General features: G+C 64.7%; 24 protein-coding genes. 4 read left to right on the top strand and 20 right to left on the bottom strand.

Annotation, left to right across the window (positions count from 1 at the left end):
* Positions 1–55 precede the first annotated feature (55 nt).
* Positions 56–994: a nucleoside hydrolase gene (locus J2X67_RS13950; RefSeq protein ID WP_309953850.1), complete on the top strand. Its 939-nt coding sequence runs from the start codon at positions 56–58 to the stop codon at positions 992–994.
* A 74-nt stretch (positions 995–1,068) separates the two neighbouring features.
* On the opposite strand, the gene J2X67_RS13945 is transcribed toward J2X67_RS13950, so the two are convergent.
* From J2X67_RS13945 to J2X67_RS13920, 6 genes are all read right to left on the bottom strand, one after another.
* A complete protein-coding gene (locus J2X67_RS13945; protein WP_258508239.1) occupies positions 1,069–1,806 on the bottom strand; it encodes an amino acid ABC transporter ATP-binding protein in 738 nt (245 codons plus the stop codon).
* Positions 1,807–1,839: 33 nt separating this feature from the next.
* Positions 1,840–2,526: an amino acid ABC transporter permease gene (locus J2X67_RS13940; protein ID WP_281147832.1), complete on the bottom strand. Its 687-nt coding sequence runs from the start codon at positions 2,524–2,526 to the stop codon at positions 1,840–1,842.
* A 90-nt stretch (positions 2,527–2,616) separates the two neighbouring features.
* Complete coding sequence (locus J2X67_RS13935; RefSeq protein WP_309953848.1) at positions 2,617–3,348, bottom strand: amino acid ABC transporter permease; 732 nt, start codon at positions 3,346–3,348, stop codon at positions 2,617–2,619.
* A 132-nt stretch (positions 3,349–3,480) separates the two neighbouring features.
* Positions 3,481–4,383: an amino acid ABC transporter substrate-binding protein gene (locus J2X67_RS13930; protein WP_309953846.1), complete on the bottom strand. Its 903-nt coding sequence runs from the start codon at positions 4,381–4,383 to the stop codon at positions 3,481–3,483.
* Between the two features lie 172 nt (positions 4,384–4,555).
* The gene (locus J2X67_RS13925; RefSeq protein ID WP_309953844.1) at positions 4,556–6,007 is read right to left on the bottom strand and encodes an aspartate ammonia-lyase; all 1,452 of its coding nucleotides are present in this window, start codon (positions 6,005–6,007) and stop codon (positions 4,556–4,558) included.
* A 197-nt stretch (positions 6,008–6,204) separates the two neighbouring features.
* On the bottom strand, positions 6,205–7,197 hold the full coding sequence (locus J2X67_RS13920) for a LysR substrate-binding domain-containing protein (RefSeq protein ID WP_309953842.1): 993 nt from the start codon (positions 7,195–7,197) through the stop codon (positions 6,205–6,207).
* Between the two features lie 60 nt (positions 7,198–7,257).
* On the opposite strand from J2X67_RS13920, the gene J2X67_RS13915 reads away from it, so the two are divergent.
* The gene (locus J2X67_RS13915; protein ID WP_309953841.1) at positions 7,258–8,700 is read left to right on the top strand and encodes an amidase; all 1,443 of its coding nucleotides are present in this window, start codon (positions 7,258–7,260) and stop codon (positions 8,698–8,700) included.
* A gap of 111 nt (positions 8,701–8,811) precedes the next feature.
* On the opposite strand, the gene J2X67_RS13910 is transcribed toward J2X67_RS13915, so the two are convergent.
* Both J2X67_RS13910 and J2X67_RS13905 read right to left on the bottom strand, forming a co-directional pair.
* A complete protein-coding gene (locus J2X67_RS13910) occupies positions 8,812–9,750 on the bottom strand; it encodes a 2-hydroxyacid dehydrogenase (protein WP_309953840.1) in 939 nt (312 codons plus the stop codon).
* Positions 9,751–9,797: 47 nt separating this feature from the next.
* On the bottom strand, positions 9,798–11,675 hold the full coding sequence (locus tag J2X67_RS13905; protein ID WP_309954084.1) for an ABC transporter ATP-binding protein/permease: 1,878 nt from the start codon (positions 11,673–11,675) through the stop codon (positions 9,798–9,800).
* A 43-nt stretch (positions 11,676–11,718) separates the two neighbouring features.
* Here J2X67_RS13905 and J2X67_RS13900 point away from each other — a divergent pair, with 43 nt between their 5' ends.
* Positions 11,719–12,138 (top strand): acyl-CoA thioesterase, encoded by a 420-nt coding sequence (locus J2X67_RS13900; protein ID WP_281147825.1) that lies wholly within the window; start codon positions 11,719–11,721, stop codon positions 12,136–12,138.
* Positions 12,139–12,162: 24 nt separating this feature from the next.
* Here the strand turns inward: J2X67_RS13900 and J2X67_RS13895 are convergent, their stop codons facing one another.
* The 12 genes from J2X67_RS13895 to J2X67_RS13840 form a co-directional block, all read right to left on the bottom strand.
* Entirely contained in the window at positions 12,163–12,927 is a 765-nt protein-coding gene (locus tag J2X67_RS13895) for an enoyl-CoA hydratase (protein WP_309953839.1), read from the bottom strand.
* A 37-nt stretch (positions 12,928–12,964) separates the two neighbouring features.
* Entirely contained in the window at positions 12,965–13,558 is a 594-nt protein-coding gene (locus J2X67_RS13890; protein ID WP_309953838.1) for a 2-hydroxychromene-2-carboxylate isomerase, read from the bottom strand.
* Between the two features lie 367 nt (positions 13,559–13,925).
* Positions 13,926–14,666, bottom strand: coding sequence for an SDR family oxidoreductase (locus J2X67_RS13885; RefSeq protein WP_309953836.1), 741 nt, complete (start codon positions 14,664–14,666; stop codon positions 13,926–13,928).
* A gap of 13 nt (positions 14,667–14,679) precedes the next feature.
* Positions 14,680–15,510 carry a thioesterase family protein gene (locus J2X67_RS13880; RefSeq protein WP_309953833.1) on the bottom strand — a complete coding sequence of 277 codons (831 nt, stop codon included), beginning with the start codon at positions 15,508–15,510 and terminating at the stop codon, positions 14,680–14,682.
* 32 nt (positions 15,511–15,542) lie between these two features.
* On the bottom strand, positions 15,543–16,439 hold the full coding sequence (locus tag J2X67_RS13875) for an alpha/beta fold hydrolase (RefSeq protein WP_309953832.1): 897 nt from the start codon (positions 16,437–16,439) through the stop codon (positions 15,543–15,545).
* A gap of 162 nt (positions 16,440–16,601) precedes the next feature.
* A complete protein-coding gene (locus J2X67_RS13870; protein WP_309953830.1) occupies positions 16,602–17,804 on the bottom strand; it encodes an acetyl-CoA C-acyltransferase in 1,203 nt (400 codons plus the stop codon).
* Complete coding sequence (locus J2X67_RS13865) at positions 17,801–18,220, bottom strand: DUF559 domain-containing protein (RefSeq protein ID WP_309953829.1); 420 nt, start codon at positions 18,218–18,220, stop codon at positions 17,801–17,803. The genes J2X67_RS13870 and J2X67_RS13865 overlap by 4 nt, the downstream gene beginning before the upstream one ends.
* Positions 18,221–18,280: 60 nt before the next feature.
* On the bottom strand, positions 18,281–20,680 hold the full coding sequence (locus J2X67_RS13860) for a 3-hydroxyacyl-CoA dehydrogenase/enoyl-CoA hydratase family protein (RefSeq protein WP_309953828.1): 2,400 nt from the start codon (positions 20,678–20,680) through the stop codon (positions 18,281–18,283).
* A 121-nt stretch (positions 20,681–20,801) separates the two neighbouring features.
* Positions 20,802–21,236, bottom strand: a complete 435-nt coding sequence (locus J2X67_RS13855; RefSeq protein WP_309953826.1) for a DUF2147 domain-containing protein — start codon at positions 21,234–21,236, stop codon at positions 20,802–20,804.
* A gap of 41 nt (positions 21,237–21,277) precedes the next feature.
* Positions 21,278–23,074: an acyl-CoA dehydrogenase C-terminal domain-containing protein gene (locus J2X67_RS13850; RefSeq protein WP_309953825.1), complete on the bottom strand. Its 1,797-nt coding sequence runs from the start codon at positions 23,072–23,074 to the stop codon at positions 21,278–21,280.
* A 65-nt stretch (positions 23,075–23,139) separates the two neighbouring features.
* Complete coding sequence (locus J2X67_RS13845; RefSeq protein ID WP_309953824.1) at positions 23,140–23,835, bottom strand: TetR/AcrR family transcriptional regulator; 696 nt, start codon at positions 23,833–23,835, stop codon at positions 23,140–23,142.
* Between the two features lie 127 nt (positions 23,836–23,962).
* The gene (locus tag J2X67_RS13840) at positions 23,963–24,721 is read right to left on the bottom strand and encodes an SDR family oxidoreductase (RefSeq protein ID WP_309953823.1); all 759 of its coding nucleotides are present in this window, start codon (positions 24,719–24,721) and stop codon (positions 23,963–23,965) included.
* 144 nt (positions 24,722–24,865) lie between these two features.
* Between J2X67_RS13840 and J2X67_RS13835 the strand changes: the two genes are divergently transcribed.
* Positions 24,866–25,750, top strand: coding sequence for a LysR substrate-binding domain-containing protein (locus tag J2X67_RS13835; protein WP_309953822.1), 885 nt, complete (start codon positions 24,866–24,868; stop codon positions 25,748–25,750).
* Positions 25,751–25,762 lie beyond the last annotated feature (12 nt).

Below are 25,762 nucleotides of genomic sequence, written 5' to 3'. Positions count from 1 at the left end.
TTCAGCAAAAGACAGCGCAGGCATCGATTCAGGGCGGCGCCGCGACAATGTCGCGATGCACACCCTGATCATCGACACGGACCCCGGCGCGGACGACGTGATTGCGCTGCTGTTCGCCATGGCGGCGCCTGAAGCGCTGAAGCTCCAAGCGCTGACCACGGTGGCCGGCAATGTTCCGCTGGCCAAGACCTCGCGCAACGCGCGCCTTGCCTGCGAATGGGCCGGGCGGCCAGATGTTCCGGTTCATGCCGGCGCGGAACGCCCCCTGCAGCGCACGCCGATCTACGCGGCCAACATCCACGGCCAAGAGGGCATCACCGGCGTCGAGGTTCATGAACCGGCCGTGCCGCTGGCTGAAGGGCACGCGGTCGATTGCCTCATTCGCACGCTGCGCGCGGCGCCAGAGAAAAGCGTGACGCTTGCCATGCTCGGCCCGCAAACCAACCTTGCGCTGGCGCTCGGGCGAGCCCCGGACATCGTGCGCGGCTTGCGCGAACTGGTGCTCATGGCCGGCGCGCACTTCAACGGCGGCAACATCACGCCCACAGCGGAGTTCAACGTGTTCGCCGATCCGCATGCGGCCGAGGCCGTGCTGAAAAGCGGCGTGCCGACGACGATGCTGCCGCTGGACGTGACGCACAAGATTCTCACGAGCGACGACCGCATTGCGCGGCTGCGCGGCATCGGCAACCGGGCCGGCACCATCGTCGCCGACATTCTGGACGCCTACGCACCGCAGGAAATGCGGCACTACGACATGCCCGGCGGACCGGTGCACGACGCCACCGTCATCGCCTACCTGCTGCAGCCTTCACTCTTCAGGGGCAGGCCGGTCTACGTTGAAATCGACAGCCGAGAAGGCATGGGTTTTGGCCAGACGGCGGCCGACTGGTACGGCAGCCTGAACCGCCCCGCCAACGCGAACTGGATCGTCGGTGGCGATGCGCAGGGTTTCTTCGACCTGCTGACCGAACACATCGCACGGCTGCCCTGAGAACCGGGGCAATAAAAAAGCCACGCTGTTCGCAGCGTGGCTTTTGCTTTTTGTGCCGCAGCGAATCGAATCGATCAGTGCTGCAGGATCTTGTTGAGGAAATCCTTGGTGCGCGGCTGGCGGTTTTCCGGGTGGCTGAAGAACTCGTCCTTCGGGCAGTCTTCAAGAATCTTGCCGCCCACGTCGATGAAGATCACGCGGCTTGCCACCTTGCGGGCAAACGCCATTTCGTGCGTCACCACCATCATGGTCATGCCGTCCCTGGCCAGGCTCACCATCACGTCGAGCACTTCGCCGACCATTTCGGGGTCGAGTGCCGAAGTGGGTTCGTCGAACAGCATCACGATCGGGTCCATGCTGAGCGCACGGGCAATGGCCACGCGCTGCTGCTGGCCGCCCGAGAGCTGGCCCGGGAACTTGTCCTTGTGCGCCATCAGGCCCACGCGGTCGAGCATCTTGAGGCCGCGGGTCTTGGCTTCTTCGGGGCTGCGGCCGAGCACCTTGATCTGGGCGATCGTGAGGTTCTCGGTCACCGAGAGGTGCGGAAACAGCTCGAAGTGCTGAAACACCATGCCGACCTTGGAGCGCAGCTTGGGCAGGTTGGTCTTGGGGTCGTGCAGCGGAATGCCGTTGACCGTGATCTCGCCCTTCTGGAAAGGCTCGAGCGCGTTCACGGTCTTGATGAGGGTGGACTTGCCCGAGCCCGAAGGCCCGCACACCACCACCACGTCGCCCTTGGAGATGCTCACCGAACAATCGTTGAGCACCTGCACCGGGCCATACCACTTGGAGACGTTCTTGATTTCAATCATTTTTTCGGACATTTCTTTCTCCGGTTCAGCCACTCAGCGAATGATGGCAATCTTCTTGTGGAGGCGCTTGACGAGCCACGACAAGGCATAGCACATGATGAAGTAAACGACAGCCGCGAGCAGGTAGGCCTCGATCGGGCGGCCGAAGTTCTTGCCCGCGGTCTCGAAGCCCTTGAGCATGTCGTAGGCGCCGATGGCGTACACCAGCGAGGTGTCCTGGAACAGGATGATGGTTTGCGTGAGCAGCACCGGCAGCATGTTGCGGAAGGCCTGCGGCAACACCACCAGGCGCATGTTCTGGCCGTAGGTCATGCCGACCGCCTGGCCCGCATACACCTGGCCGCGCGGGATCGACTGGATACCCGCTCGCATGATCTCGCTGAAGTAGGCAGCCTCGAACGCGATGAAGGTGATCACGGCCGAGATTTCCGAGCGGTAGTTCGAGCCGATGGAGCCGAACGCCGCGTAGAACGAGGCCGGCACCAGCAGGAAGAACCACAAAATGACCATCACCAGCGGAATGCTTCGCATGCCGTTGACGTAGATGGCAGCGGGCGCATCGAGCCACTTCTTGCCCGAGAGGCGCATGAGCGCCAGCACGGTGCCAAAGAGCACGCCGCCAATGGTGGCCACGATCGTCAGCATGATGCTGAAGTAGAAGCCCTTGACGACGAAGTTGCTGATGACGTCCCAGTTGTAGAACGACAGGTCGAGATTCATTGTGCCTCCTGCCGGGCCGCCCCAAAGGGGGCACGCGCCCCCTCGGGGGGCAGTGAAACGGCGTAGCCGCGAACGTGGGGGTACGTCATGTCAGTGTCCCCCGCCGCCGCTGGCCGAGACGATGAAGCCCGGCACGCGCGTCTTCTTCTCGATGAAAGCCATGATGCGGTTGATTGCAAAGGCCGAGATCACGTAGAGCCCGGTCACTGCAAGGTACACCTCGATGCCGCGCGAGGTTTCTTCCTGCGCCTGCATGGCGAACATCGTGAGTTCGGTCACCGAAACGGCAAACGCCACCGACGAGTTCTTGAAGATGTTCATCGTTTCGCTCGTGAGCGGCGGAATGATGATGCGGTAGGCCATTGGCAAGATCACGTAGCGGTAGTACTGCGTGGTGGTAAAGCCCACTGCCATGCCCGCGTAGCGCTGGCCCTTGGGCAGTGCCTGAATGCCAGAGCGCACCTGCTCGGCAATACGCGCCGAGGTAAAAAAGCCCAGCGCCAGCACCACCAGCACAAAGCTCGGCACGCCCTTCATGACCGGGATCAGCGCCGGAATGACGTGATACCAGAGGAAGATCTGCACCAAGAGCGGAATGTTGCGGAACAGCTCGACCCAGGCATTGCCCAGGCGCACGAGCCAGGGGCTGTTGGGCAAGGTGCGGATGATGCCGACGAGCGAACCCAGCACCAGCGCGACGATGAGCGCCAGCAGCGCCACCGACACGGTCCAGCCCCATGCGGACAGCATCCACTCCCAGTAGGTCGGGTACTTCCCGCCCGGGTCTTGCAAGAAGACCTGCCAATCCCAGTTTGATCCCATCGGGGACTCTCCTTCTTTCAGATTTCCAGACTGCCAGCTTGCAGAGGCCATGCCCGCGCGCCGCGTTGCGTTGCCTGCGAAAACAAACGCCCGCCGGGGGCGGCGGGCGTTCGCGGATGACCTTCGTGGCGATTACTTCTTGACGGCGTACTCTTCCATCGGCTTGTCGTTGGGGTTGGCCCAGGCCGACTTGGTGGCTTCCGACAGCGGCAGGTTCACGGTGACGTTTGCCGGGGGAATCGGCTTCAGGAACCACTTGTCCCAGAGCTTGGCGAGTTCGCCGTTCTTGATCTGTGCCTTGATGCTGTCATCCACCACCTTCTTGAAGGCGGCGTCGTCCTTGCGGATCATGATGGCGATGGGCTCGACGCTGAGCACTTCGCCCACGATCTTGTAGTCGGCGGGCGACTTGGACTTGGCAATGTTCGAAGCCAGGATGGAACCGTCCATCACGAAGGCGTCGGCGCGGCCCGATTCGAGCAGCAGGAAGCTGTCGGAGTGGTCCTTGCCATACAGTTCCTTGAAGTCGATCCCGCCGGCGCGCTCGTTCTTGCGCAGCGTTTGCACCGACGTGGTGCCGGTGGTGGTGGCCACGGTCTTGCCGTTCAGGTCCTTGATGCTGGTGATGCCCGAGTTGGCCTTGACTGCAATGCGCACTTCCTCGACGTAGGTGGTGACAGCGAACGAAACGTCCTTCTGGCGCGTGGCGTTGTTGGTGGTGGAGCCGCACTCCAGGTCGACGGTGCCGTTTTGCACCAGGGGCACGCGGTTTTGCGAGGTCACGGGCTGGAACTTGGTTTCAAGCTTGGCCAGGCCGAGGTGCTTCTGGATGTCGCGAATGATGTTGGCGCAGACGTCGTAGTGAAAACCGGTGTACTGGCCGTTGCCCAGCGTGTAAGAAAGGCCGGAAGATTCCCGCACGCCTTCGGTGATGGTGCCCGAGGCCTTGATCTTGGCCAGGGTGTCATTGGCTTGAGCAAATGCGCTGCCGGCAGCCACGGCTGCGATTGCCAATGCCAATACTTGCTTTTTCATACGGAAAACTCCTGAGGTGACTGGAAGATACAGATACAACTAAATTTTAGACATTCAGGTCATGGGGAATACCCGGGCCAACCCGGTGCATTCTCGATGACGTTTGCACCGGCCCCGCGCATCGCGGCGCCGTCGTGGTGCAAGGCTACCCATCGGCATTGTCCGACTTTCACTAAGCAGCCTTTGTGCCCGAGGGCTCGGCAGCCGGCGGCACCGGTGCGGACAGGCGAACGGGCTGGGTCAGGTTTTCAGGCACGAGCAGCGCGTCCATCTCGGCGCGCGTCATGATGCCCAGCGATTCGGCCACCAGGTCGATCGGCCCGCCGGTGGCGAGCGCCGTCTTGGCGATGAGCGCCGCCTTTTCGTAGCCGATGAGCGGATTGAGCGCGGTAACCAGCGTGACCGATTCCCGCACGCGCTTGGCCAGGAACTCGCGGTTTGCCTCGATGCCGTCGACGCAGTTCTGCCGCAGCGTGACGCAGGCATTGCTCAGGTGCCGGATGCTCTTGAACAGGCTCCACCCCATGATGGGCTCGAAGGCGTTGAGCTGCAGTTGGCCGGCCTCCGACGCCATGGTGACCGTGATGTCGTTGCCGATGACCTCGAAGGCCACCTGGTTCATCACCTCGGGGATCACCGGGTTGACCTTGCCCGGCATGATCGACGAGCCGGCCTGCCGCGGGGGCAGCCTGATTTCGCCGAAGCCGGCCTGCGGGCCGCTGGAAAGCAGGCGCAAGTCGTTGCAGGTCTTGCTGAGCTTGGTGGCCACGCGCTTGAGCACGCCCGAAAGCTGCACGAAGGCACCGGTGTCCTGCGTGGCCTCGATAAGGTTGGCGGCCTGCTTCAGCGGCACGCCGCTTTGCTCGGCCAGGTACTGGCAGGCCAGGTTGGCATAGCCGTGCGGGGCGTTGATGCCGGTGCCGATGGCAGTGGCGCCGAGGTTGATTTCTTCGATGAGCGCACGCGCCTCGCCGAGCCGCGCCTCGTCTTCGCCGATCATGATGGCGTAGGTCAGGAACTCCTGGCCGAGCGTCATGGGCACGGCGTCCTGCAGCTGGGTGCGGCCGATCTTGAGGATGTCCTTGAACTCGAGTGCCTTGGCCTCGAAACTCTTGCGCAGCGCCGCCATGGATTCGAGCAGCTTGCCGATGGCAAACCACAGCGCCAGCCGCACCGCCGTGGGATACACGTCGTTGGTGCTCTGCGAGGCGTTGACGTGGTCGTTGGGGTGCAGCACGTCGTAGCGGCCCTTTTCGTGGCCGAGCTTCTCGAGCGCGAGGTTGCAGATCACCTCGTTGGCGTTCATGTTGGTCGAAGTGCCGGCGCCGCCCTGGATCACGTCGACCACGAACTCGTCGAGCAGCTTGCCTTCGACAAGGTCGTCGCACGCCAGGATGATGGCCGCGGCGCGTTCGCGGTCGATGGCGCCCAGGTCGGCATTGGCCCGGGTGGCGGCCTTCTTTACCAGCGCCAGCGCCCGCACCAGGTCTGGCATGGCCGACACGCGGGTGCCTGAAATTGCAAAGTTCTCGACCGCGCGCGCCGTGTGCACACCCCAGTAGGCGGACGCAGGAATCTGCTTTTCGCCGAGAAAATCGTGTTCGGTCCTGAAATTGGGGCTCATACAGGTTCCTCGGCTAAAAAAAAGCACGCGGGTGGCGCGTGCCGTAAGACTTGCTGTGACAGCGATCTGAAAACTGCCGCGACTGTAGTGGCCGCCAGCCCGCGACGCCAATGCCTTTTGCGGGGGGCCTCATGCGCAGCATTTATAGATTGTGCAGCGCACAAATTCAAGGCGTCAACATGTGGCGGGTTCCGGCTTCAACGGGTCGGCTGGGCGCCGACGAGGTAAGACCACAGTGCATCCGCCGTGCGCTTGGGCTGCAAGCCGCCTTCCGTAGCCGCCGCCGGTTTCGCGGAGCGGCCCGTGCCGGCCTTGACGGGCATCGGCGCGCTGGGCCGTTCGCGGTAGGCGCGAATTTCCATCGTCGCTTCCAGGCTGTCGATTTCGGGCGGCAGCGCGCTCACCAGCTTGCGCGCCTTGATCTCGTTGCGCACCGCGCTTTGCGGCAGGAAGGCGATGCCGTGGCCTTCGAGCGCCATCACCTTCAGGCCCTCGGCCATGTCGGTTTCGTAGACCCGATCGAGGTGAATGGCGGTGCCCGATTCCTTCAGCAGCTGGTCGACCACCCGCCCCAGGTAGGCGCCGGGCGCATAGCCCAGGTACGGCAACGGCTGGCCGGGCCTGCCGGGCAGGCGAAAGCGCGGCGCTCCCTCGGCGTCGGCCTTGACCCAGGGGGCCACGGTTTCTTCGCCGAGGCTGACCATCTCGTACTTGTTGGCGTCCAGCTGCAGCGGCTGCGAAGGATGGTGATAGGCAATGAGCAGGTCGCAGCTGCCTTCGACCAGGCGCAGCACGGCGTCGTGCACGTTGAGCGCGATGAGCCGGCTCTTGATCGGCCCGAAGTGCTCGCGCAGGCTGGTCACCCACGAGGGAAAGAAGGTGAAGGCCAGCGTGTGCGGCACCGCAATTTCAATCACGTCCTGGCCGGCCGCCGAATGGCCGCGCAGCATGGCGCGGGTGCTCTGCAGCGATTGCAGCATCTCGATGGCCTGGCTGTAGAGCGTCTGGCCCGCGGGCGTGAGGCGCGTGGGGTACGAACTGCGGTCGACCAGGTCGGTACCGGCCCAGCCCTCCAGCGCCTGGATGCGCCGCGAAAAAGCCGGCTGCGTGACGTGCCTCAATTGGGCGGAGCGGCTGAAGCTGCGCGTTTCCGCCAGGCTGATGAAGTCTTCTAGCCACTTTGTTTCCATACGCGGCGATTATGCGAGCGCCGCGCCATACTGGGCGCCCCTCCATTTCCCGCACTCGCCATGTCTCTTGCCGACCTGCCCGAACTGACCGCCACCGAACTGTCGCAGCTGATTGCAGCGCGCAAGGTGTCTTGCCGAGAGGCAATGCAAGCTTCGCTGGCCCGCATCGAGGCACTCAACCCCCGCTTCAACGCCATTGTTTCGCTGCGCGAACCCGAGGCCCTGCTGGCCGAGGCAAGCGAGCGCGATGCCGAGCTCGCACGCGGTGAGCGGCGCGGCTGGATGCACGGCTTTCCATTGGCGGTAAAGGATTTGAGCCACGCCGCGGGCTTGCCGACTTCGATGGGCTCACCGCTTTCGCCGCGCTCCCCGGCGCGCACCGACAGCCTGCACGTGGCGCGCATGCGCGAATCGGGCGCCATCGTTATCGGCAAGACCAACACGCCCGAGTTCGGCCTGGGCTCGAACACCTACAACACGGTGTTCGGCGTTACGCGCAACGCCCATGCGCCCGACCGCAGCGCCGGCGGCAGCAGCGGCGGCGCTGCCGTGGCGCTGGCCCTGGGCATGCTGCCGGTGGCCGACGGCAGCGACATGATGGGCTCGCTGCGCAACCCGGCCGCCTTCAACAACGTGATCGGCATGCGTCCCTCGCGCGGCCGCGTGCCCGGCGATCCCGAGCAGGAGCTGTTCTTTCAGCAACTGGGCACCGAAGGGCCGATGGGCCGCACCGTGGAAGACACCGCTCGGCTGCTCGCAGTGCAGGCGGGCTTCGACACGCGCGTGCCCTTGTCGTCTCAGCACGCCCTGCCTGCGCCCGATGCGCTGCGGCTCGACAGCAAGGTCGAAGGCTTGCGCATCGGCTGGCTAGGCAGCATCTGGCCCGATCTGCCGCTGGCGGCGGGCATCCGCGAACTGGGCGAACGCGCGCTCGACACCTTTCGCGCCATCGGCTGCGAAGTGGAGCCCTGCACGCTGGACGTGCCGCGCGAGCACAACTGGAGCGCCTGGCTGCGCCTGCGGCAGCTGCTGGTGGGCGGCAAGCTCGGTGCGTACCTGAGCGATCCGAAGCTTTTTGCCCAGCTCAAGCCCGAGGCGCAGTGGGAAATAGAGCAAAGCCGCCACCTGGATGCGGCGTCGCTGTACCAGGCTTCGGTCTATCGCTCGAACGTGTACCGCGCGTTCCTCAAGCTCTTCGAGCGCTTCGACTTCGTGCTGGCGCCATCGGCGCAGGTGTTTCCATTCGAAGCCGAGCTACATTGGCCCGCCGAAGTGGCCGGCGTGCCGAGCGACACGTACCACCGCTGGATGGAAATCGTGACGCCGTTCACCCTGGCTGGGTTGCCGACGCTGAATGTGCGCGCCGGATTCGGAGAGGGAGGATTGCCGATGGGCCTGCAGCTGGCCGGGCCCATTCATGCGGACCTCGACGTGCTGCGGCTTGGGCATGCGTACGACCAGGCCTGCGGCTGGGGCGCCCGACGCCCCGCGGCTTTGGACTGACTCCCTCCCCTTCCGGGGGAGGGCGGGGGTGGGGGCACGCGGCGCGCATCCAATGGGCGCCCTGCCCGCCCCCAACCCAACCTTCCCCCAGAGGGGGAAGGAGCAAGACCTTCAGACCGGGGTCAAGACACCGCGCCCCGCGAAATGCCCTTCGGCATTCGCTAGAAAATGGTCGACCGATTTCTGCGTCGCCTCCGGCGACCAGCCCGCCATGTGCGGCGTCAGCAGCACGTTGTCCAGTCCAATCAGCGGCTCGGGCCGCTTGGGTTCGCTTTCGTACACATCGAGCCCCGCACCTGCAATGCGGTTCTCGCGCAGCGCCGCAGCCATTGCCTCCGTGTCGACCACGCTGCCACGCCCGATGCTGACCAGGAAGCCTTGCGGCCCCAGTGCATCGAGCACCTCGGCATTCACCAGGTGGCGCGTAGCCGGCCCGCCTGGCGCGGCGAGCACCAGAAAGTCGGCCCACGTGGCGAGCGACTTCAGGTCGTCGAAGTAGCGCTGCGTTGCGCCTTCGCGCGGCTTGCGGTTGTGATAGCCCACTTCCATGTCGAACGCGGCGGCGCGCTTGGCGATCTTCTGGCCGATGGTGCCAAGGCCGAGGATGCCGAGCTTCTTGCCCGACACGTTCGGCGGCTGCGGTATGGACTCGCGCCACACGCCCTCGCGGCACAGCCGGTCGAGCTGGCGAAACCCGCGAACGATGCTGATCAGCAGGCCGAAGGCATGGTCGGCCACGCAGTCGTCGTTGGTGCCTGCGCCGTTTGCGGTAACGATGCCGCGCGCGCGAGTCACTTCGAGCGGCACGCCTTCGTAGCCCGCGCCCATGCAGCAGACGAGTTCCAGCGCCGGCATGGCCGCAATTTCCTCAGGCGTGATGCCGATCACGCCGATGGTCAGCACCGCGCGAAATTTCTTGCCATGTTCGGCAACGGCTGCGGCACGCGCGGCGGAATCGAAGGCGTAGGTCACGTCGTAGACCTCGGCAATCTGGGCCTGGTGGGCGCTCGAGAGGCTGTTGAGCACCAGCAGGGGAATCTTGGTCGGCACGTCTGAACTCCTGGATCGATGAAAGTAAGGATGAATGAATGATCGGGCTACAACAGAGGCGCCGCTTCGCTCTTCTGCAAAGCCCACATCTGCGCATAGCGGCCCTGCCTGGCCAGCAACTCTGCATGCGTGCCGCGCTCGACGATCACGCCCGCTTCGAGCACCAGGATTTCGTGCGCATCGACCACCGTCGAGAGCCGGTGCGCAATGACCAGCGTTGTCTTGTCTTGCGCGGCGCTCTTCAGCTCGGACTGTATGGCGCGCTCGTTGGCGGAATCGAGCGCCGAGGTGGCCTCGTCGAAAATCACGATCGGCGGGTTCTTGAGCAGCGTGCGGGCAATGGCCACGCGCTGCTTTTCTCCGCCCGAAAGCTTCAGGCCGCGCTCGCCTACGGTGGTTTCGTAGCCCAAGGGCGTGGCCGAAATGAAGTCGTGGATGCGCGCCGCGCGCGCGGCGTTTTCCACTTCTTCGCGCGTGGCGCCGGGGCGGCCGTAGGCGATGTTGTATTCGACCGTGTCGTTGAACAGCACCGTGTCCTGCGGCACGATGCCGATGGCTCGGCGCACGCTCGACTGCTGCACTTCGCGGATGTCTTGCCCGCCAATGGTGATGCGGCCCTGCTGCACGTCGTAGAAGCGGTAGAGCAGCCGTGCCAACGTGGATTTGCCGGAGCCCGACGGGCCGACCACCGCTACGGTCTTGCCGGCGGGAATCTCGAAGCTCACGTTCTTCAGGATGGGGCGCGCGGGCTCGTAGGCAAAGCTCACGTCTTCGAAGCGTATGGTGGAGTCGACGCCGCTGCCCTCACCCCTGCCCTCTCCCAGAGGCAGAGGGAGCAAAGACAAAGGCTGCGCGCCGGGCGCATCGCGCACCTCGCGCTCTTTTTCCATCAGCACGAACATCTTGTCCAGGTCGGTCAGGCTCTGCTTGATCTCGCGGTAGATCACGCCCAGAAAGTTGAGCGGAATGTAGAGCTGGATCATGAAGGCATTGACCATGACCAGGTCGCCCAGCGTCATGCGCCCCTCGACCACGCCAGAGGTCGCGCGCCACAGCATCAGCACCAGGCTGGTCGCAATGATCAGCTGCTGGCCGGTGTTGAGCATGCTGAGCGTGCGCTGGCTCTTGATGGCGGCCTTGCGGTAGCGGTCGAGGCTGGCGTCGTAGCGCCTGGCCTCGAACTCTTCGTTGTTGAAATACTTGACGGTTTCGTAGTTCAGCAGCGAATCGACCGCACGGCTCTGGGCCATGGAGTCGAGCTCGTTCATGGTCTTGCGAAACTGGGTGCGCCACTCCGTTACGGTGACCGTGAAGGTGATGTACAGCACCAGCGCCGCGCCGGTAATCCACACAAAGAGCGAGTCGAACTTCACGCCCAAAATGGTGAGCACCAGCACCAGTTCGATGATGGTCGGCACGATGCTGTAGAGCGACATCGAAATCAGCGAGTGCACGCCGCGCGTGCCGCGCTCGATGTCGCGCGTCATGCCGCCGGTCTGGCGCTCCAGGTGAAAGCGCAGGCTCAGCGAATGCAGGTGGCCGAACACCTCCAGCGCAATCTGCCGGGCCGTGCCCTCGGTGGCCTTGGCAAAGATCAGCTCGCGCAGCTCGCCGAAGAGCGCGGTCGAAAAGCGCAGCAGCCCGTAGGCCAGCAAAAGCCCGATGGGCACGATCAGAAGCGCCTGCGCCATGTCCGGCTTGGGCGTCATCGTGTCGATGAGGTTCTTCAGCAGAACCGGCACGCCCACGTTGGCCACCTTGGCCCCGACCATGAAGGCAAGCGCGGCGATCACCCGCCACTTGTATTGCCAAAGGTACGGAAAAAGCCGGCGCAGCGTGGCCCAGTCGGAGCGGTCGCTGCGCGCGGGCGGGTGCCCGGCAACGGGACGGGAGGGTGGGGGTAGGGCTTCGCCGCTGCGGCGCATGAGGGACAATCGTGGTTGCTTTGTTCTGCCTCAGATTGTGCCCATGTCCGATACTTCCAGCACCGCCGCCGCCGCAACCCTGAAAAGCCTGCCCACAGACATGGAGCTGGTGCTCAAGGTGATTCCCATGCCGGCGGACTGCAACGCCAATGGCGACATCTTCGGCGGCTGGGTGATGGCGCAGTGCGACCTGGCCGGTTCGGTCATTCCGGCACGCTACGCCAAGGGCCGCCAGGCCACGGTGGCCGTAAACGAGTTCATCTTCAAGCAGCCGGTGCGGCTAGGCGACATTCTCTCGTTCTATTCGAAGCTGGTGCGCGTCGGGCGCACCTCGGTCACGGTAACCGTCGAGGTATTTGCCGAGCGCTTTCGGGCGCAGGGCGAGTACATCAAGGTGACGCAGGCCACCTTTACCTACGTGGCCATCGACGACAACGGTCGCCCCCGTCCGATCGAAAAGTAATCGGAGCCCGGGGGAAAAAGTCCCTCAGACCTTCGAAAAATCGGGCTTGCGCTTTTCCATGAACGCGCCGAAGGCCTCGCGCGCGGCCGGCTCGCGCAGCATGCGGCCAAAGCTCGCGCCCTCTTCGTCCATGCGTTCGAGCACGGCGGGCATTTGTGCTTTTTTCAGCAGCCGCTTGGTTTCGACCAGCGCACTCAGCGGCTTGGCCGCGAGCTTGCGAGCCTGCACCTGGGCAATGGCGTTGGCCTCGGTCGGCGGCACGATGCGGTTGACCAGGCCCACTTCGAGCGCGGCCTCGGCCATGAAGGGCTCGCCCAGCAGCAGTGCCTCGGCCGCGCGGTGGTAGCCCAGCATCTGCGGCACCAGCAGGCTGGAGGCGGCCTCGGGGCAGAGACCCAGGTTCACGAAAGGCATCGAGAAGGCCGCGTTGTCGCCCGCGTAGACCAGGTCGCAGTGGAACAGCATGGTGGTGCCAATGCCCACGGCCGGGCCGCAGACGGCCGCGACAACGGGCTTGGGAAAGGTGGCGATGCCGCGCAAGAAGCGGAACACGGGCGACTCCTTGCCCGCGGGCGGGGCATTCAGGAAGTCGCCGATGTCGTTGCCGGCGCTGAAAATCGTCGGGTCGCCCTGAATCAGCACGCAGCGCACGGCTGCATCGCTTTCGGCCGTTGCCAGCGCATCGGCCAGCTCGGCGTACATGCTGCTGGTAATGGAGTTTTTCTTGTCGACGCGGTTGAAGGTAATGGTCATCACACCGGCTTCGGTGTGAACGAGGATGTCGCTCATGGGAATGGTCCTTGAATAAAAACGGGTGACGCAACGCTCAGGCGTCGAGGGCTTCTCGCACAAAATCCAGGCGGTCCTGGCCCCAGAACATCTGGTCGCCGACAAACATGGTGGGCGCGCCGAACACGCCGCGCTCCACGGCTTCTTGCGTAACGGCTTTCAGGCGACCTTTCACCTCCTGCGAACCGGCCAGCGCGAGCAAGGCAGTGGCGTCGAAGCCCGCATTCTGAAGCACGGCGCCGACGACGGCCGGGTCATTCATGTTTTTGGGCTCGATCCACATGGCGTGGAAGATGGCGTCGACATACGCACCGAAGCGGGCCGGCTCTTTCATCTGGATGCCGGTGGCGCCGCGCATGAGCAGCAGCGTGTTGATGGGAAAGTGCGGGTTGTGCACAAAGGGGACGCCGTAGCGCCTGGCAAAGCGCTGCAGGTCGATGGTCATGTAGGGCGCCTTCGGCACCACTTCGGCAGGAGACCGATTGCCGGTGGCCTGGAACACGCCGCCCAGGAGCATGGGCTTCCAGACGAGTTCGGCGCCGGTGTCGGCGCAGACGTGCGGCAGCTGGGTGGCGGCCAGGTAGGCGGCGGGGCTGCCGAAGTCGAAATAGAAATCTACGGACTTATTCATTGAGGTCTCCTTTGGGGGCGCTTGTTCGGGGCTTTTGTTCTTAGGCTGTTGTTCGGGGCGTTTTGTTCAGGGCGTGTGCAAAGGCCACCGGGTACTCCCCTCCGCGAATGTCCCCCGGGGCTGCGCCCCTCCTCCTTTATTTCGCTGCGGGGAGCACCCGATGCCCTGTGCACCGGGGCACGCGGCTGGTGTACCGCTGATCAACCACTGCTCTTTGCAACGCTCCCGTCGATGGGGTGCCTTGCGCAGCGAAACAAAGGAGGAGGGGCGGAAGCCCGCAGGCCGGGGGACATTCGCGGAGAAAGGTACCCCGTCGGCGGGTGCGCGCCCTGAACAACGCTCAGTGCGCACAATCGAAGAAGTCATCTCAGAACTTCTCCGACCACGGCCGCAGATCAAGCTCATGCGTCCACGCATCGCGCGGCTGCGAATGCAGCATCCAATAGCTGTCCGCAATGTGCTCCGGGTTCAAGATGCCATCGCTTTCCTTCAGCGCATAGCGCTCTGGAAAATTGGTGCGGATGAACTCGGTGTCGATGGCACCATCGACCACCACATGTGCGACGTGAATGCCCTGCGGGCCGAGCTCGCGGGCCATCGACTGGGCCAGTGCCCGCAACGCCATTTTTGCGCCCGAGAAGGCTCCGAAGTTCGCAGCGCCGCGCAGCGATGCCGTGGCGCCCGTGAAGATGATCGTGCCGCGGTGCCCGCCTTTGGGGAGTTCGCGCGCCACCATGCGCTTGGCAACCTCGCGCCCGTTCAGAAAGCCCGAGAAGCAGGCCATCTCCCACACTTTGAAATACTTGCGCGCCGTTTCGGTCAGGATGCTCTCGGGCACGTTCGCGCCAATGTTGAACACCATCACCTCGATGGGGCCGATGGTCGATTCGATCTGTTCGACCAGCGCAACCACTTCTTCTTCCTTGCGGGCATCGCAGCCGAACGCATGGGCGCGGCCGCCGTCGGCTTCGATCTGCGCAACCAGGGGCTGCAGTTTGTCCAGGCTTCGCCGCGTCACGCAGGCGGCATAGCCTTCGCGAGCGAAACGGCGGGCAATGGCACCGCCGGTGGCATCTCCGGCGCCGATGATGAGTGCGGTTTTTTGCATGGGCGTTCTCTCGCTATTCCTTGTAGTAGACGATCTGGTTCGACGTCGCGAGCAGCACGCCCTTCTCACTCCAGAGGTGGGCCGCCTGGTCGAAGAAGCCGTTGAAGAACTGCTGCCCCACCGCACGGCCCAAGAGGTAGCCGGTGCCGACCTCGGCCAGTTGGTCCGGCCCGGCATGGAAGTAGGTGGTGATCGACACCGTGCCCGCCGGCACATGCTTGGCGCGGCGCAGCCACACGCGCGGGTAGAACATGTCGCTCATCGCCGCGAGCGAGCAGAAGTCGAGCGGCCGTTGCTCCGCATCGCGCAGCCAGAGCCGGCTTTCGCTGTGCTGCAGGTTGCCGTCCCACTTCGCGGGAATGCCGCCGCTGATTGGACGCATCTCGTAGCGGTCCAGCCAGGCCACGCCGGCCGGGCCGATGCTGAAGCGCTTGACCGCCTCGGGCGGCGGCACCTCGGGCATCGGCATGTCGCTTTCGCCCCACGTTTCACGGCGCGCCGCCGTGACCACCGTGGCAGTGGTCGTCATGTTCGGCGCGCCGTTCGCTCCCGGCTGGGTGATCTGCACTGTCCAGTGTTGCGTCGACCGGTTGGTGCGCACAGGCGTGGCCTGCACGTCGAATGGGCCGGCTTCGAGCGCGGCCGCAAAGTTGACGGTCAGCGCGAGCGGCGTGCCCAGCAGGTCGGGGTGCCGCAGCACCGACTGCAGCGCAATGGCCGCCGTGGCGCCGCCGAAGGGCCCGACCATGTTCCAGTAGTCGGGGCTGGTGGCGCCGGTGAAATGACCGGCACGGATGTCGCTGTGCTGCAGCGCCAGGGCTTTGTCGAAGGGATGCGTACTCATGGTGATTTGCAGTGTGCCTCCGATGCGTGGCGTCATGCAGTCGTGTGCGGGACGCCGGGTTGCTGCACCGCGGTAATCGCGGCCAGCCGGTGCAGCTTGTCGATGGTGCTCGGCCATAGGCTGCTCTTGAACTGTTCGCGGAAAAAGCCGAAGTGGCCGATGCGCCGCACCTGTACGTCGGCGGGCGCAATGCGCTCCACGGCACGCGGCGCGCCCGCATAGAAGCTCACCAGGCTTTCGGTGCCGGCAAGCGTCATGAGTTCGTCGTCCGTCATCGACAGTGCGAGCACCGGAAAACGCACGCGCCCGTAGCTCTGCACCGCGCTTTCGCCTTCGGCACCCACGCTGTAGCGCGGATGAAGGCACCAGCGGCGCCATTGCATGATGACCCCGCGCGGCAGGTCGCCCACCTTCTTGAGCTTGCGGCCCGGAAAGTAGCCGCACAGCCGCGTGACCAGCGGCACCAGCACAAACCAGAAATAAAGAATGCTGCGCTTGAGCTTGGGCGCGTTCTCGCGCCAGTAGCCGCTGCCCGCAGCAATGCTGACCAAGCCGTCGACCTGCTCCGGCCGCTGCAGGAAGCCCGGCAGCTGCGCGCCGAGGCTGTGGCCTAGCAGGTACAGCGGCTGCTCCGGCATTGCAGTCTTTGCAGCGTCGATGACGGCCTCGTAGTCGCGCGCCCAGTCGAACAGATCAGCCTCGAAGCCGCGCAGCGAGGCGCCGTTGCGCGAGTCGCCCGAACCGCGGTAATCGAAGGTCCACACCTGCAGGCCCTGCTGCGCAAGCCATTGCGCGAAGGGTTCGTAGAAAGACTGCCGCACGCCCATGGCACCGCCGATGACGATGCTGGCATGCGGTTCACCCGCCGGCTCGTAGCGGCGTACGGCCACTTGCACGCCGTTGTCGACCGAGAGTTGTTGTGCCTGCATCGTTTGTCTCCTTCGTTTTTTGAACCACGACCGCAACCTTTCCGGCGTAGTGAGCGGGATGAGATGCAAGCCGCGGGTGGCGGGAAACCGGAGCGACCTTCAGGGTCGTGAGGATTTCCCGACGGGCCCCGCAACGCCGCAGATCGCCTGCGCAGTAGCCGCCTACACGCGCTCGAAGATGCCGGCGGCGCCCTGTCCCATGCCTACGCACATCGTGACCATGCCGTACTTCAGATTCTCGCGGCGCAGCGCATGCACCACTGTGGCCGCGCGGATTGCGCCGGTCGCGCCAAGCGGGTGGCCGAGCGCAATCGCGCCGCCCATCGGGTTGACCTTGGCCGGATCGAGCCCCAGCGTGTTGATGACTGCGAGCGATTGCGCGGCAAAAGCTTCATTGAGTTCGAACCAGTCGATGTCCTCGTGCCTGAGGCCTGCGTAGCGCAGTGCAGCAGGAATCGCCTCGATCGGGCCGATGCCCATGATGTGCGGCGGCACGCCCTTGCTTGCAAAGCTCACGAAACGCGCGAGCGGCGTAAGGCCGTATTGCTTGACCGCCTTCTCGCTCGCAAGGATGAGCGCGCCCGCGCCGTCCGACGTCTGCGAGCTGTTGCCTGCCGTCACGGTGCCGCGTGCGGCAAACACCGTGCGCAGCTTGGCCAGGCCCTCCAGGCTGGTGTCGGGGCGGGCGCCTTCGTCGAGATTCACGGTGCGGGTCTTCGCAATCGATTCGCCGGTCTCGAGATTGGGCGTGCGGTCGGTCACCTCGATGGGCGTGATCTCATCCGTGAACTTGCCCGCCTTCTGCGCGGCCAGCGCCTTCTGGTGCGAGGCGAGCGCGAACTCGTCCTGCGCCTCGCGGCTCACCTTCCATTGCTGCGCAACCTTCTCGGCCGTAAGACCCATGCCGTAGGCAATGCCCACGTCGCCTTCGCGCTCGAAGATGGAGGGCGAGAGCGACGGCGAGTTGCCCATCATCGGCACCATGCTCATGCTCTCGACGCCGGCCGCAATCATCACGTCGGCCTCGCCCACGCGGATGCGGTCCGCGGCCATCTGCACTGCAGAGAGCCCCGAAGCGCAGAAGCGGTTCACGGTAATGCCGCCGATGCTGGTGGGAAGGCCCGCCAGCACGGCGCCGATGCGCGCGACATTCAAGCCCTGCTGCGATTCGGGGATTGCGCAGCCGCAGATGATGTCTTCGATGGCCTTTGAATCGAGGCCCGGCACGGCAGCGAGCGCGGCCTTGAGCGTTGTTGCAAGCAGGTCGTCAGGGCGGTAGTTGCGGAAGTAGCCGCGATGCGACTTGCCGATGGGGGTGCGGGTGGCGGAGACGATGTAGGCGTCTTGGATTTGTTTGCTGCTCATGAAGAGGCTCCTGGATTTTCTTGCTCCTTCCCCCTCCGGGGGAAGGCTGGGATGGGGGCCGACGGCGTCAATTCGACAAGCCTGTTGGCGATGGCCTGGCGAACCCCATCAAGATTGGTGAATGGATCGTTCGATGCAAAGCGCAACACATCGAAACCCTGTGCATGGAAGAAGTCGTCGCGCCGCTCGTCGTAGCCTTGTTGCACCTGATGCTGCGATCCGTCGAGCTCGACGATCAGCTTCGGTGCCAAACATGCGAAATCGGCAATGTAGTTGCCCAGCGGGTGCTGACGTCGAAATTTCACACCCAGTTGTTCCGCGCGCAGCCCGGCCCAGAGCTTGCGCTCGGAGTCCGTCATCTCGCGGCGAAGCGCTTGCGCGTTTGCGCGTGCGTTGGGCGTGGACTGGTTTCGCATCGTGTTTGGTTGGAGAGCCCCCATCCCTGCCTTCCCCCGGAGGGGAAGGAGAAATGCAGGTCAGTTCCGCACCGGCTTCCCCGTGCTCAACATCCCCATGATCCGCTCCTGCGTCTTCGGATGCACGATGAGTGAGCAGAACGCCTTGCGTTCCAGCGTCATCAGGTATTCCTCGGTCACCAACGAGCCGGCGTCCACGTCGCCGCCGGTCACCACATTGGCGATCAGGCTGGCAATGTGAAAGTCGTGCGCGCTGATGAAGCCGCCGTCGCGCATGTTCACCAGTTGGCCCTTGATCGTCGCGGCACCGCTGCGGCCGGCCACGCGGAAGGTGCGGCGCAGCGGCGGGCGGTAGCCGGCGTCGGCCATGGCCTTGGCCTGCTGCAGCGCCACGTACAGCAGCTCGTCCTTGTTCGGCACGATCACGTCGCTCTCGAGCAGGTAGCCGAGCTTCTTCGAATCGAGAGCGCCGGTGCCCACCTTGGCCATGGCCGCGGCGGTGAAGCCTTCGGTAAGGAAGGGCAGCAGGTCGGTGCCCGTCGATGCCGCTGCGTTCTCGGCCGCGCGGCGAGCAATGTAGGTCAGGCCGCCCGCGCCGGGGATCAGGCCCACGCCCACTTCGACCAGGCCGATGTAGCTTTCCATCGCCGCCACGCGCCTGGACGAATACACGGCCAGCTCGCAGCCGCCGCCCAGCGCCATGCCGCGCACGGCGGAAACCACCGGCACGTTGGCGTAGCGGATCTTGAGCATCACGTTCTGCAGCTCTTCCTCAGCGCCTTCGACCGCGCCGATGCCTGCGACCACGAAGGCCGGCAGCATTGCCTGCAGGTCGGCGCCGACCGAGAACATCTCGTCGGGCGACCAGATGACCAGGCCCTTGTATTCGGCTTCGGCCAGGTCTACAGCGGCGCCCAGCGCCTCGGCCACATCGGGGCTGATGGCGTGCATCTTCGAATGGATGCTGGCAATGAGCACTTCACCGTCGAGCGTCCACACGCGCACATCGCCTTCGTCGCTGATGGTGGTGCCGGTTGTGCTGGCATCGGCCGCGTTGGCGCCAAGCACGCTTTCGGGGAACAGCTGGCGGTCGTGCACAGGCAGTTTGCGCTGCGGAACGAACTTGCCTTGCGACGCGCTCCACGAACCCTCCGGCGTATGAACGCCGCCGGCCTCGGCCACCGCGCCTTCGAACACCCACTTGGGCAGTGGTGCGGTGCTCAGCGCCTTGCCGGCATCGATGTCTTCCTGCACCCACCTGGCGACTTGCGCCCAGCCAGCCTCTTGCCAGAGCTCGAACGGGCCCTGCTTCATGCCGAAGCCCCAGCGCATCGCAAAGTCGATGTCGCGTGCGCTCTCGGCAATGGTCTCCAGGTGCACGGCCGCATAGTGAAAGCTGTCGCGCAGAATGGCCCACAGGAATTGGCCCTCCGGCCCTTCGCTCTCGCGCAAGAGCTTCAGGCGCTCGCCCGCGGGCTTTTTGAGCATGCGGCCATACACCTCGTCGGCCTTGGCGCCTGCGGGCACATACTCGCCACTCTTCAGGTCGAAGCGCAGGATGTCGCGGCCTGCCTTCTTGAAGAAACCGGCCTTGGTCTTCTGGCCCAGGTTGCCCAGTTCGAGCAGCTTGGCGAGCACTGGCGGCGTCGAGAAGTTGGCGTAGAACGGATCGCTCTTCTCGTCGAGGTTGTCCTGCAGCGTCTTGACGACGTGGGCCATGGTGTCCAGGCCCACGACATCGGCCGTGCGGAAGGTGCCCGAGCTTGCGCGGCCCAGCTTCTTGCCGGTGAGGTCGTCCACCACGTCGGGCGTAAGACCGAACTTCTCGACCTCTTTCAGCGTGGCCAGCATGCCGGCAATGCCGACGCGGTTGGCAATGAAGTTGGGCGTGTCGTGCGCGCGCACCACGCCCTTGCCGAGCGTGCTGGTAACGAAAGCCTCGAGGTCGTCGAGCACTTTCGGTTCGGTGGTGGGCGTGTTGATCAGTTCCACCAGGAACATGTAGCGCGGCGGGTTGAAAAAGTGAATGCCGCAGAAGCGCGGCTTCAGCGCTTCAGGGAGCGCTTCGCTCAGCTTTGTGATCGAGAGGCCCGAGGTGTTCGAGGCCAGGATCGAATGCTTGGCGACGTGCGGCGCGATCTTCTTGTACAGGTCGAGCTTCCAGTCCATGCGCTCGGCAATGGCCTCGATGATGAGGTCGCACTCGCCGAGCCTGGCCAGGTCATCTTCGTAGTTGGCCTGCTCGATGAGCACCGCATCGGCCACGTCGCCGAGCGGCGCGGGCTTGAGCTTCTTGAGGTTGTCGATGGCGCGCGTGACGATGCCGTTCTTGGGGCCTTCTTTGGCGGCCAGATCGAACAGTACGACCGGAACGCGCACGTTGACGAGGTGGGCCGCAATCTGCGCGCCCATCACGCCGGCGCCGAGCACGGCGACCTTCTTCACTTGAAATCGGGACATAGCTGGGCTTTAAAGTTTTGAATCAATTCGGGGAACACCGTGGAACCGGCTTTGCCGGGCCACCGGTGTTGCCCCCTCAAGGGGGAGGCTGCCACAAGAAGTGAGCAGCTACGGGGGTGGGTCAAGGAATGCGGGTCCAGGTTTGGGTACGCCAGAAGGGGCCGAGGTATCCGCGCACCTCGAGCTTCTTGCCGCCGTCGATGGGCGTAAAGCTCGCGCGGTATTCCTTGCCGTTCTCGGGATCGAGGATCTTTCCGCCTTCCCAGACGTCTTTCCCCTCGGCCTTCTTGCCGCCGCGGATGATTTCGAGGCCCGCAATGGGCTTGCCCTTGCGGTCGTCGGTGCATTCCTCGCAGATCGCGTCGGGCTTGGTGTCCTTCTTCAGCGTCTTCTCGATGCGGCCGATGAGCGCGCCGCCGGCCTCGCCAATGCGGATCTCGGCCTTGACCTCGCCGGTCTTGTCGTCGACGTTGCGCCACAGGCCCACCGGAGTGCTCTGCGCCATGGCCGTGGCAGAAATGGCAGCAAGGACGATGGCTGCAAGCGTCGTTTTCATGAGCGGCTCCGATTGAACGATCTCAACGTAGATGGGCGGCCTCAGGCCAGCGCGGCTTCCGTGTCCATCAGCACCTTGCTGCCGGCGCGCGCCGTGCGCATCAGCGTTGCCGTCTCCGGGAACAGCTTGGCAAAGTAGAAGCGAGCCGTCTGCAGCTTTGCGACGTAGAAGGGATCGGTGTTGCCGGCGGCAATTTCGCGCAGTGCCACCTGTGCCATGCGTGCGAACAGGTAGCCGAACACGAAGTGGCCGGCCACGCGCAGGTAGTCCACAGCGGCGGCGCCCACTTCGTCGGGGTTCTGGAAGCCCTTGAAGCCGATCTCGGTCGTGAACTTGGTGAGCTGGTCGCCCAGGCCCGCAATCGGGTTGATGAACTCGGCCATCTTCTCGTTCACGCCTTCTTCTTCGACCAGCTTCGCAACGAGCTTGCCGAACTTCTTGAGCGACGCGCCGTTGTTGCCCAGCACCTTGCGGCCCAGCAGGTCGAGCGACTGGATGGTGTTGGTGCCTTCGTAGATCATGTTGATGCGGTTGTCCCGCACGAACTGCTCCATGCCCCATTCCTTGATGAAGCCGTGGCCGCCGAACACCTGCATGCAGGCGTTGGTTGCAATGTGGCCGTTGTCGGTAATGAAGGCCTTGACGATGGGCGTGAGCAGCGCAACCAGTTCGTCCGAGTCCTTGCGCACCTTTTCGTCGGGATGGTTGTGCGCCTTGTCGAGCAGCAGCGTGCAGAAGATCTGCAGCGCGCGGCCGCCTTCGGCATACGCCTTGGCAGTGAGCAGCATCTTGCGCACGTCGGGGTGCACGATGATCGGGTCGGCTTCCTTGTCCTTGGCCTTTACGCCCGAGAGCGAGCGCATCTGCGTGCGGTCTTTTGCGTAGGCCAGTGCGTTCTGGTAAGCCACTTCGGTAAGGCCCAGCGACTGGTTGCCCACGCCCAGGCGGGCGGCGTTCATCATCACGAACATGGCCTGCAGGCCCTTGTTGGGCTCGCCCACCAGCGAACCGGTGGCGCCTTCGATCACGATCTGCGCGGTGGCGTTGCCGTGAATGCCCATCTTGTGCTCCAGGCCGGCGCAGAAGATCGGATTGCGCTCGCCGAGCGAACCATCGGCCTTGACCTTGTACTTGGGCACCACGAACAGGCTGATGCCCTTGCTGCCCTTGGGCGCATCGGGCAGGCGGGCCAGCACCAGGTGGATGATGTTGTCGGCCATGTCATGCTCGCCGGCCGAGATGAAGATCTTGCTGCCGGTGATGCGGTAGCTGCCATCGGGCTGCGGCTCGGCCTTGGTGCGGAGCAGGCCCAGGTCGGTGCCGCAGTGCGGCTCGGTCAGGCACATGGTGCCGGTCCACTCGCCGCTCGTGAGCTTGGGGAGGTAGGTCTTCTTCTGCTCTTCGGTGCCGTGGGCCACCAGCGCCTCGTAGGCGCCGTGCGAAAGGCCGGGGTACATGGTCCAGGCCTGGTTCGCGCTATTGAGCATTTCGAACAGGCACTGGTTCACCACGAACGGCAAGCCCTGGCCGCCGAAGGCCGGGTCGCACGACAGCGCAGGCCAGCCGCCTTCGACGTACTTGGCGTAGGCGTCCTTGAAGCCCTTGGGGGTCTTGACTTCATGCGTGGTCTTGTCGAGCGTGCAGCCCTCTTCGTCGCCGCTGATGTTGAGCGGGAAGGTGACTTCGGCCGCGAACTTTCCAGCCTCTTCGATCACCGCGTTGATGGTGTCGGCATCGGTCTCGGCATGGGCCGGAAGCGCCTTGAGTTCATCAGCGACGTTGAGCATTTCGTGCAGCACGAACTGCATGTCGCGTACGGGCGGGTTGTAGGTAGGCATCCGGGACTCTCCTGGTCGAAACTTGGATAAAAAGGAAAAAGGAAAACGAAAAAAAACGGGACTGCTCAGCGCACGGGCTTGAGCCGGCGGGCAGCAGGTTTTGCGGCTGCCGGCTGGGCAGCAGGCGGCGCATCGGGCGTGGCGCTGCGCGCAAGGATGTTGTCGAAGCCGGTGTTCGCCCGGCCGATCGAGCCGGGCACCTGCAGAAAGCGTGCTTCGTAGTGCAGCGCGAGGATCAGGCCGTGGATTTCGAAGGCAACCTGCCGCTCGTCGGCGTCGGCGCGCAGGTGGCCTTCGCTCTTCGACTGAACGATGGCGCGCAAAACGGCCGCCTGCCAGATGCTGACCGACTCCACGAGCGCATCGCGCACCGGGCCGGGGCGGTCGTCGAACTCGGAGGCGCCGCTGATGTAGATGCAGCCCGAGTCGATCTCGGCCGAGGTGCGCTTCATCCAGTTGGCAAACATGGCGCGCAGGCGAGGCAGACCGCGAGGCGACTCGAGCGCCGGAAAAAACACCTCTTGCTCGAAACGTGCGTGATACTCGCGCACCACCGAGATCTGCAGTTCCTCGCGCGAACCGAAGTGGGCGAAAACGCCCGACTTGCTCATTTTGGTGATCTCGGCCACCGCGCCGATCGACAGGCCCTCGAGCCCGATCTGCGCTGCCAGCGCCAGCGCCGCGTCAACAATGACGGCCTTGGTCTGCTGGCCCTTCTGGGCGGCACGGACCGGCTTGGCGGGAACGGCATTGACAGACATCGTGGGAGCTCCGAATAAAACGAACGGTCGTTCTATTTTGCAGGGGCTTTCCGCTTTTCGATGTCAATGCCCTTCCGCGGTTGAAGGTTAATCGATGCACTCGGGGCCGTCACCGGCCCCTTCCCGATCAGAACTCCTGCGCAACCGGCCGCAGCACCACTTCGTTGATGTCCACGTCCGCGGGCTGCTCCACCGCATAGACCACGGCGCGGGCCACGGAATCGGCCGGAATCTGGTTGGCTTCGTAGAAGGCCTGCACGCCGGCGGCGCTCTCGGCGTCGCTGCTGCCGAACTTGAGTTCCGAATCCACCGCACCGGGCGACACGATGGTCACGCGCACGCCGCTGTTGCCCATTTCCACGCGCAGCCCCTCGGAGATGGCGCGCACCGCGTGCTTGGTTGCGCTGTACACGGTGCCGATGGGCGTGAACACCTTCAGCCCCGCAATGGATGCAACGTTGACGATGTGGCCGCTTCCCTGGGCCTGCATGCGCGGGAGCACCGCGGCAATGCCGTAGAGCACGCCCTTGATGTTGACGTCGATGGTGCGGTCCCATTCGTCGACCTTGAGCTTGTCGATGGGTGAAAGCGGCATCACGCCCGCGTTGTTGACCAGCACGTCGATGCGGCCAAAGGTCTCAACGGTCGCGGCCGCGAGCTTTTCCAGGTCGGCGCGCCGGGCCACGTCGGTGGCAACGGCAATCGCTTCGCCGCCAGCCTCGCGGATTTCGGCGACCACCTTGTCGAGGCGGTCGGTGCGACGCGCCGCAAGCACCACCCTGGCGCCGCGTGCGGCCAGGTGGCGGGCAGTCGATTCGCCGAGCCCGCTGCTCGCGCCGGTGACGATGGCAACCTTGCCGCGGATGTTGTCTTGAACGGATGTCATGGAAGTTCCTTTCGGAGTAATGAAGAAAAACAGGAAGTGCACGCAGTGTGAAAAATCCACGCGTTCCCGTAAATGAAACTCTTGCGACTTCAGAATTCCTGAAAATGGAATACTCTTTCTCTTGACCCTCCGGAGAGCACCACCATGGCCAACCGCCTTGAAGCCCTGCGCGTGTTCTGCACCGCCGCAGATGCCGCCAACTTTCGCGAGGCGGCCGTGCGCCTGTCGGTATCGCCCCAGGTCGTGACGCGCGCCGTGCGCGAGCTTGAAGAAGAACTGGGCGAGCCGCTGTTCCACCGCAGCACGCGGGGTGTGCAGCTCACCGATTTCGGCCGGCAGCTTGCCGAGCGCGCCCGTGCGGCTGTGGGCGGCGTGGACGAGCTGTTTCACCAGATCGACCGGCGCACGCTGTCCCGCCACGCCGGCACGGTGCGGGTCACGGCGCCGCACATGTATGCACGGCTCATTCCGCAGGCGCTCGCGCCGCTGCTCGCGGCTCACCCGGGGCTGGTGCTCGACCTGCGCCTGTCCGAGCAGCATGCCGACGTGGTCGACGAGCAGATCGACATCGGCATCCGCGTAGGGCCGATGCGCGACGCGCGCTTTGTCGCGCGCACCGTCGGAAAAATGCCGCTGCATGTGGTGGGCGCGCCGGCACTCGTCGAAAGGGTCGGCACGCCGCAGAGCCTCGATGCGCTTTCGGCGCTGCCGCTCACCGCGCTGATCGACATGAGCTCGGGCCGCCCCTGGCCGTGGGCCTTCAGCAAACGGCGGGTCGTTACCGTGACGTCGCCGGCCTTCGTGACCGACGACATCGATGCCGAATGTGCCGCCGTGCTGGCCGGCGTGGGCTTCGGCCAGCTCATCGCGCCGCTGGCGGAACCATGGCTGCAAACGGGTGCGCTGGTGGCCGTGCTGGAGGCCGATGCACCGGAGCCCTGGCCGATCAACGTCTACCGCCCGCAGCGCGCTCCGGTGCCGGCGCGCGTGCGGCTGGTGTACGACGAGCTGATCCGGGTGCTGCGCTGAGGGCGCAGCACC

Origin of the sequence: Variovorax sp. 3319 (assembly GCF_031456585.1) — a bacterium.
GTDB lineage: Bacteria > Pseudomonadota > Gammaproteobacteria > Burkholderiales > Burkholderiaceae_C > Variovorax > Variovorax paradoxus_P.
This window is presented reverse-complemented; position numbering and strand designations above follow the sequence as displayed.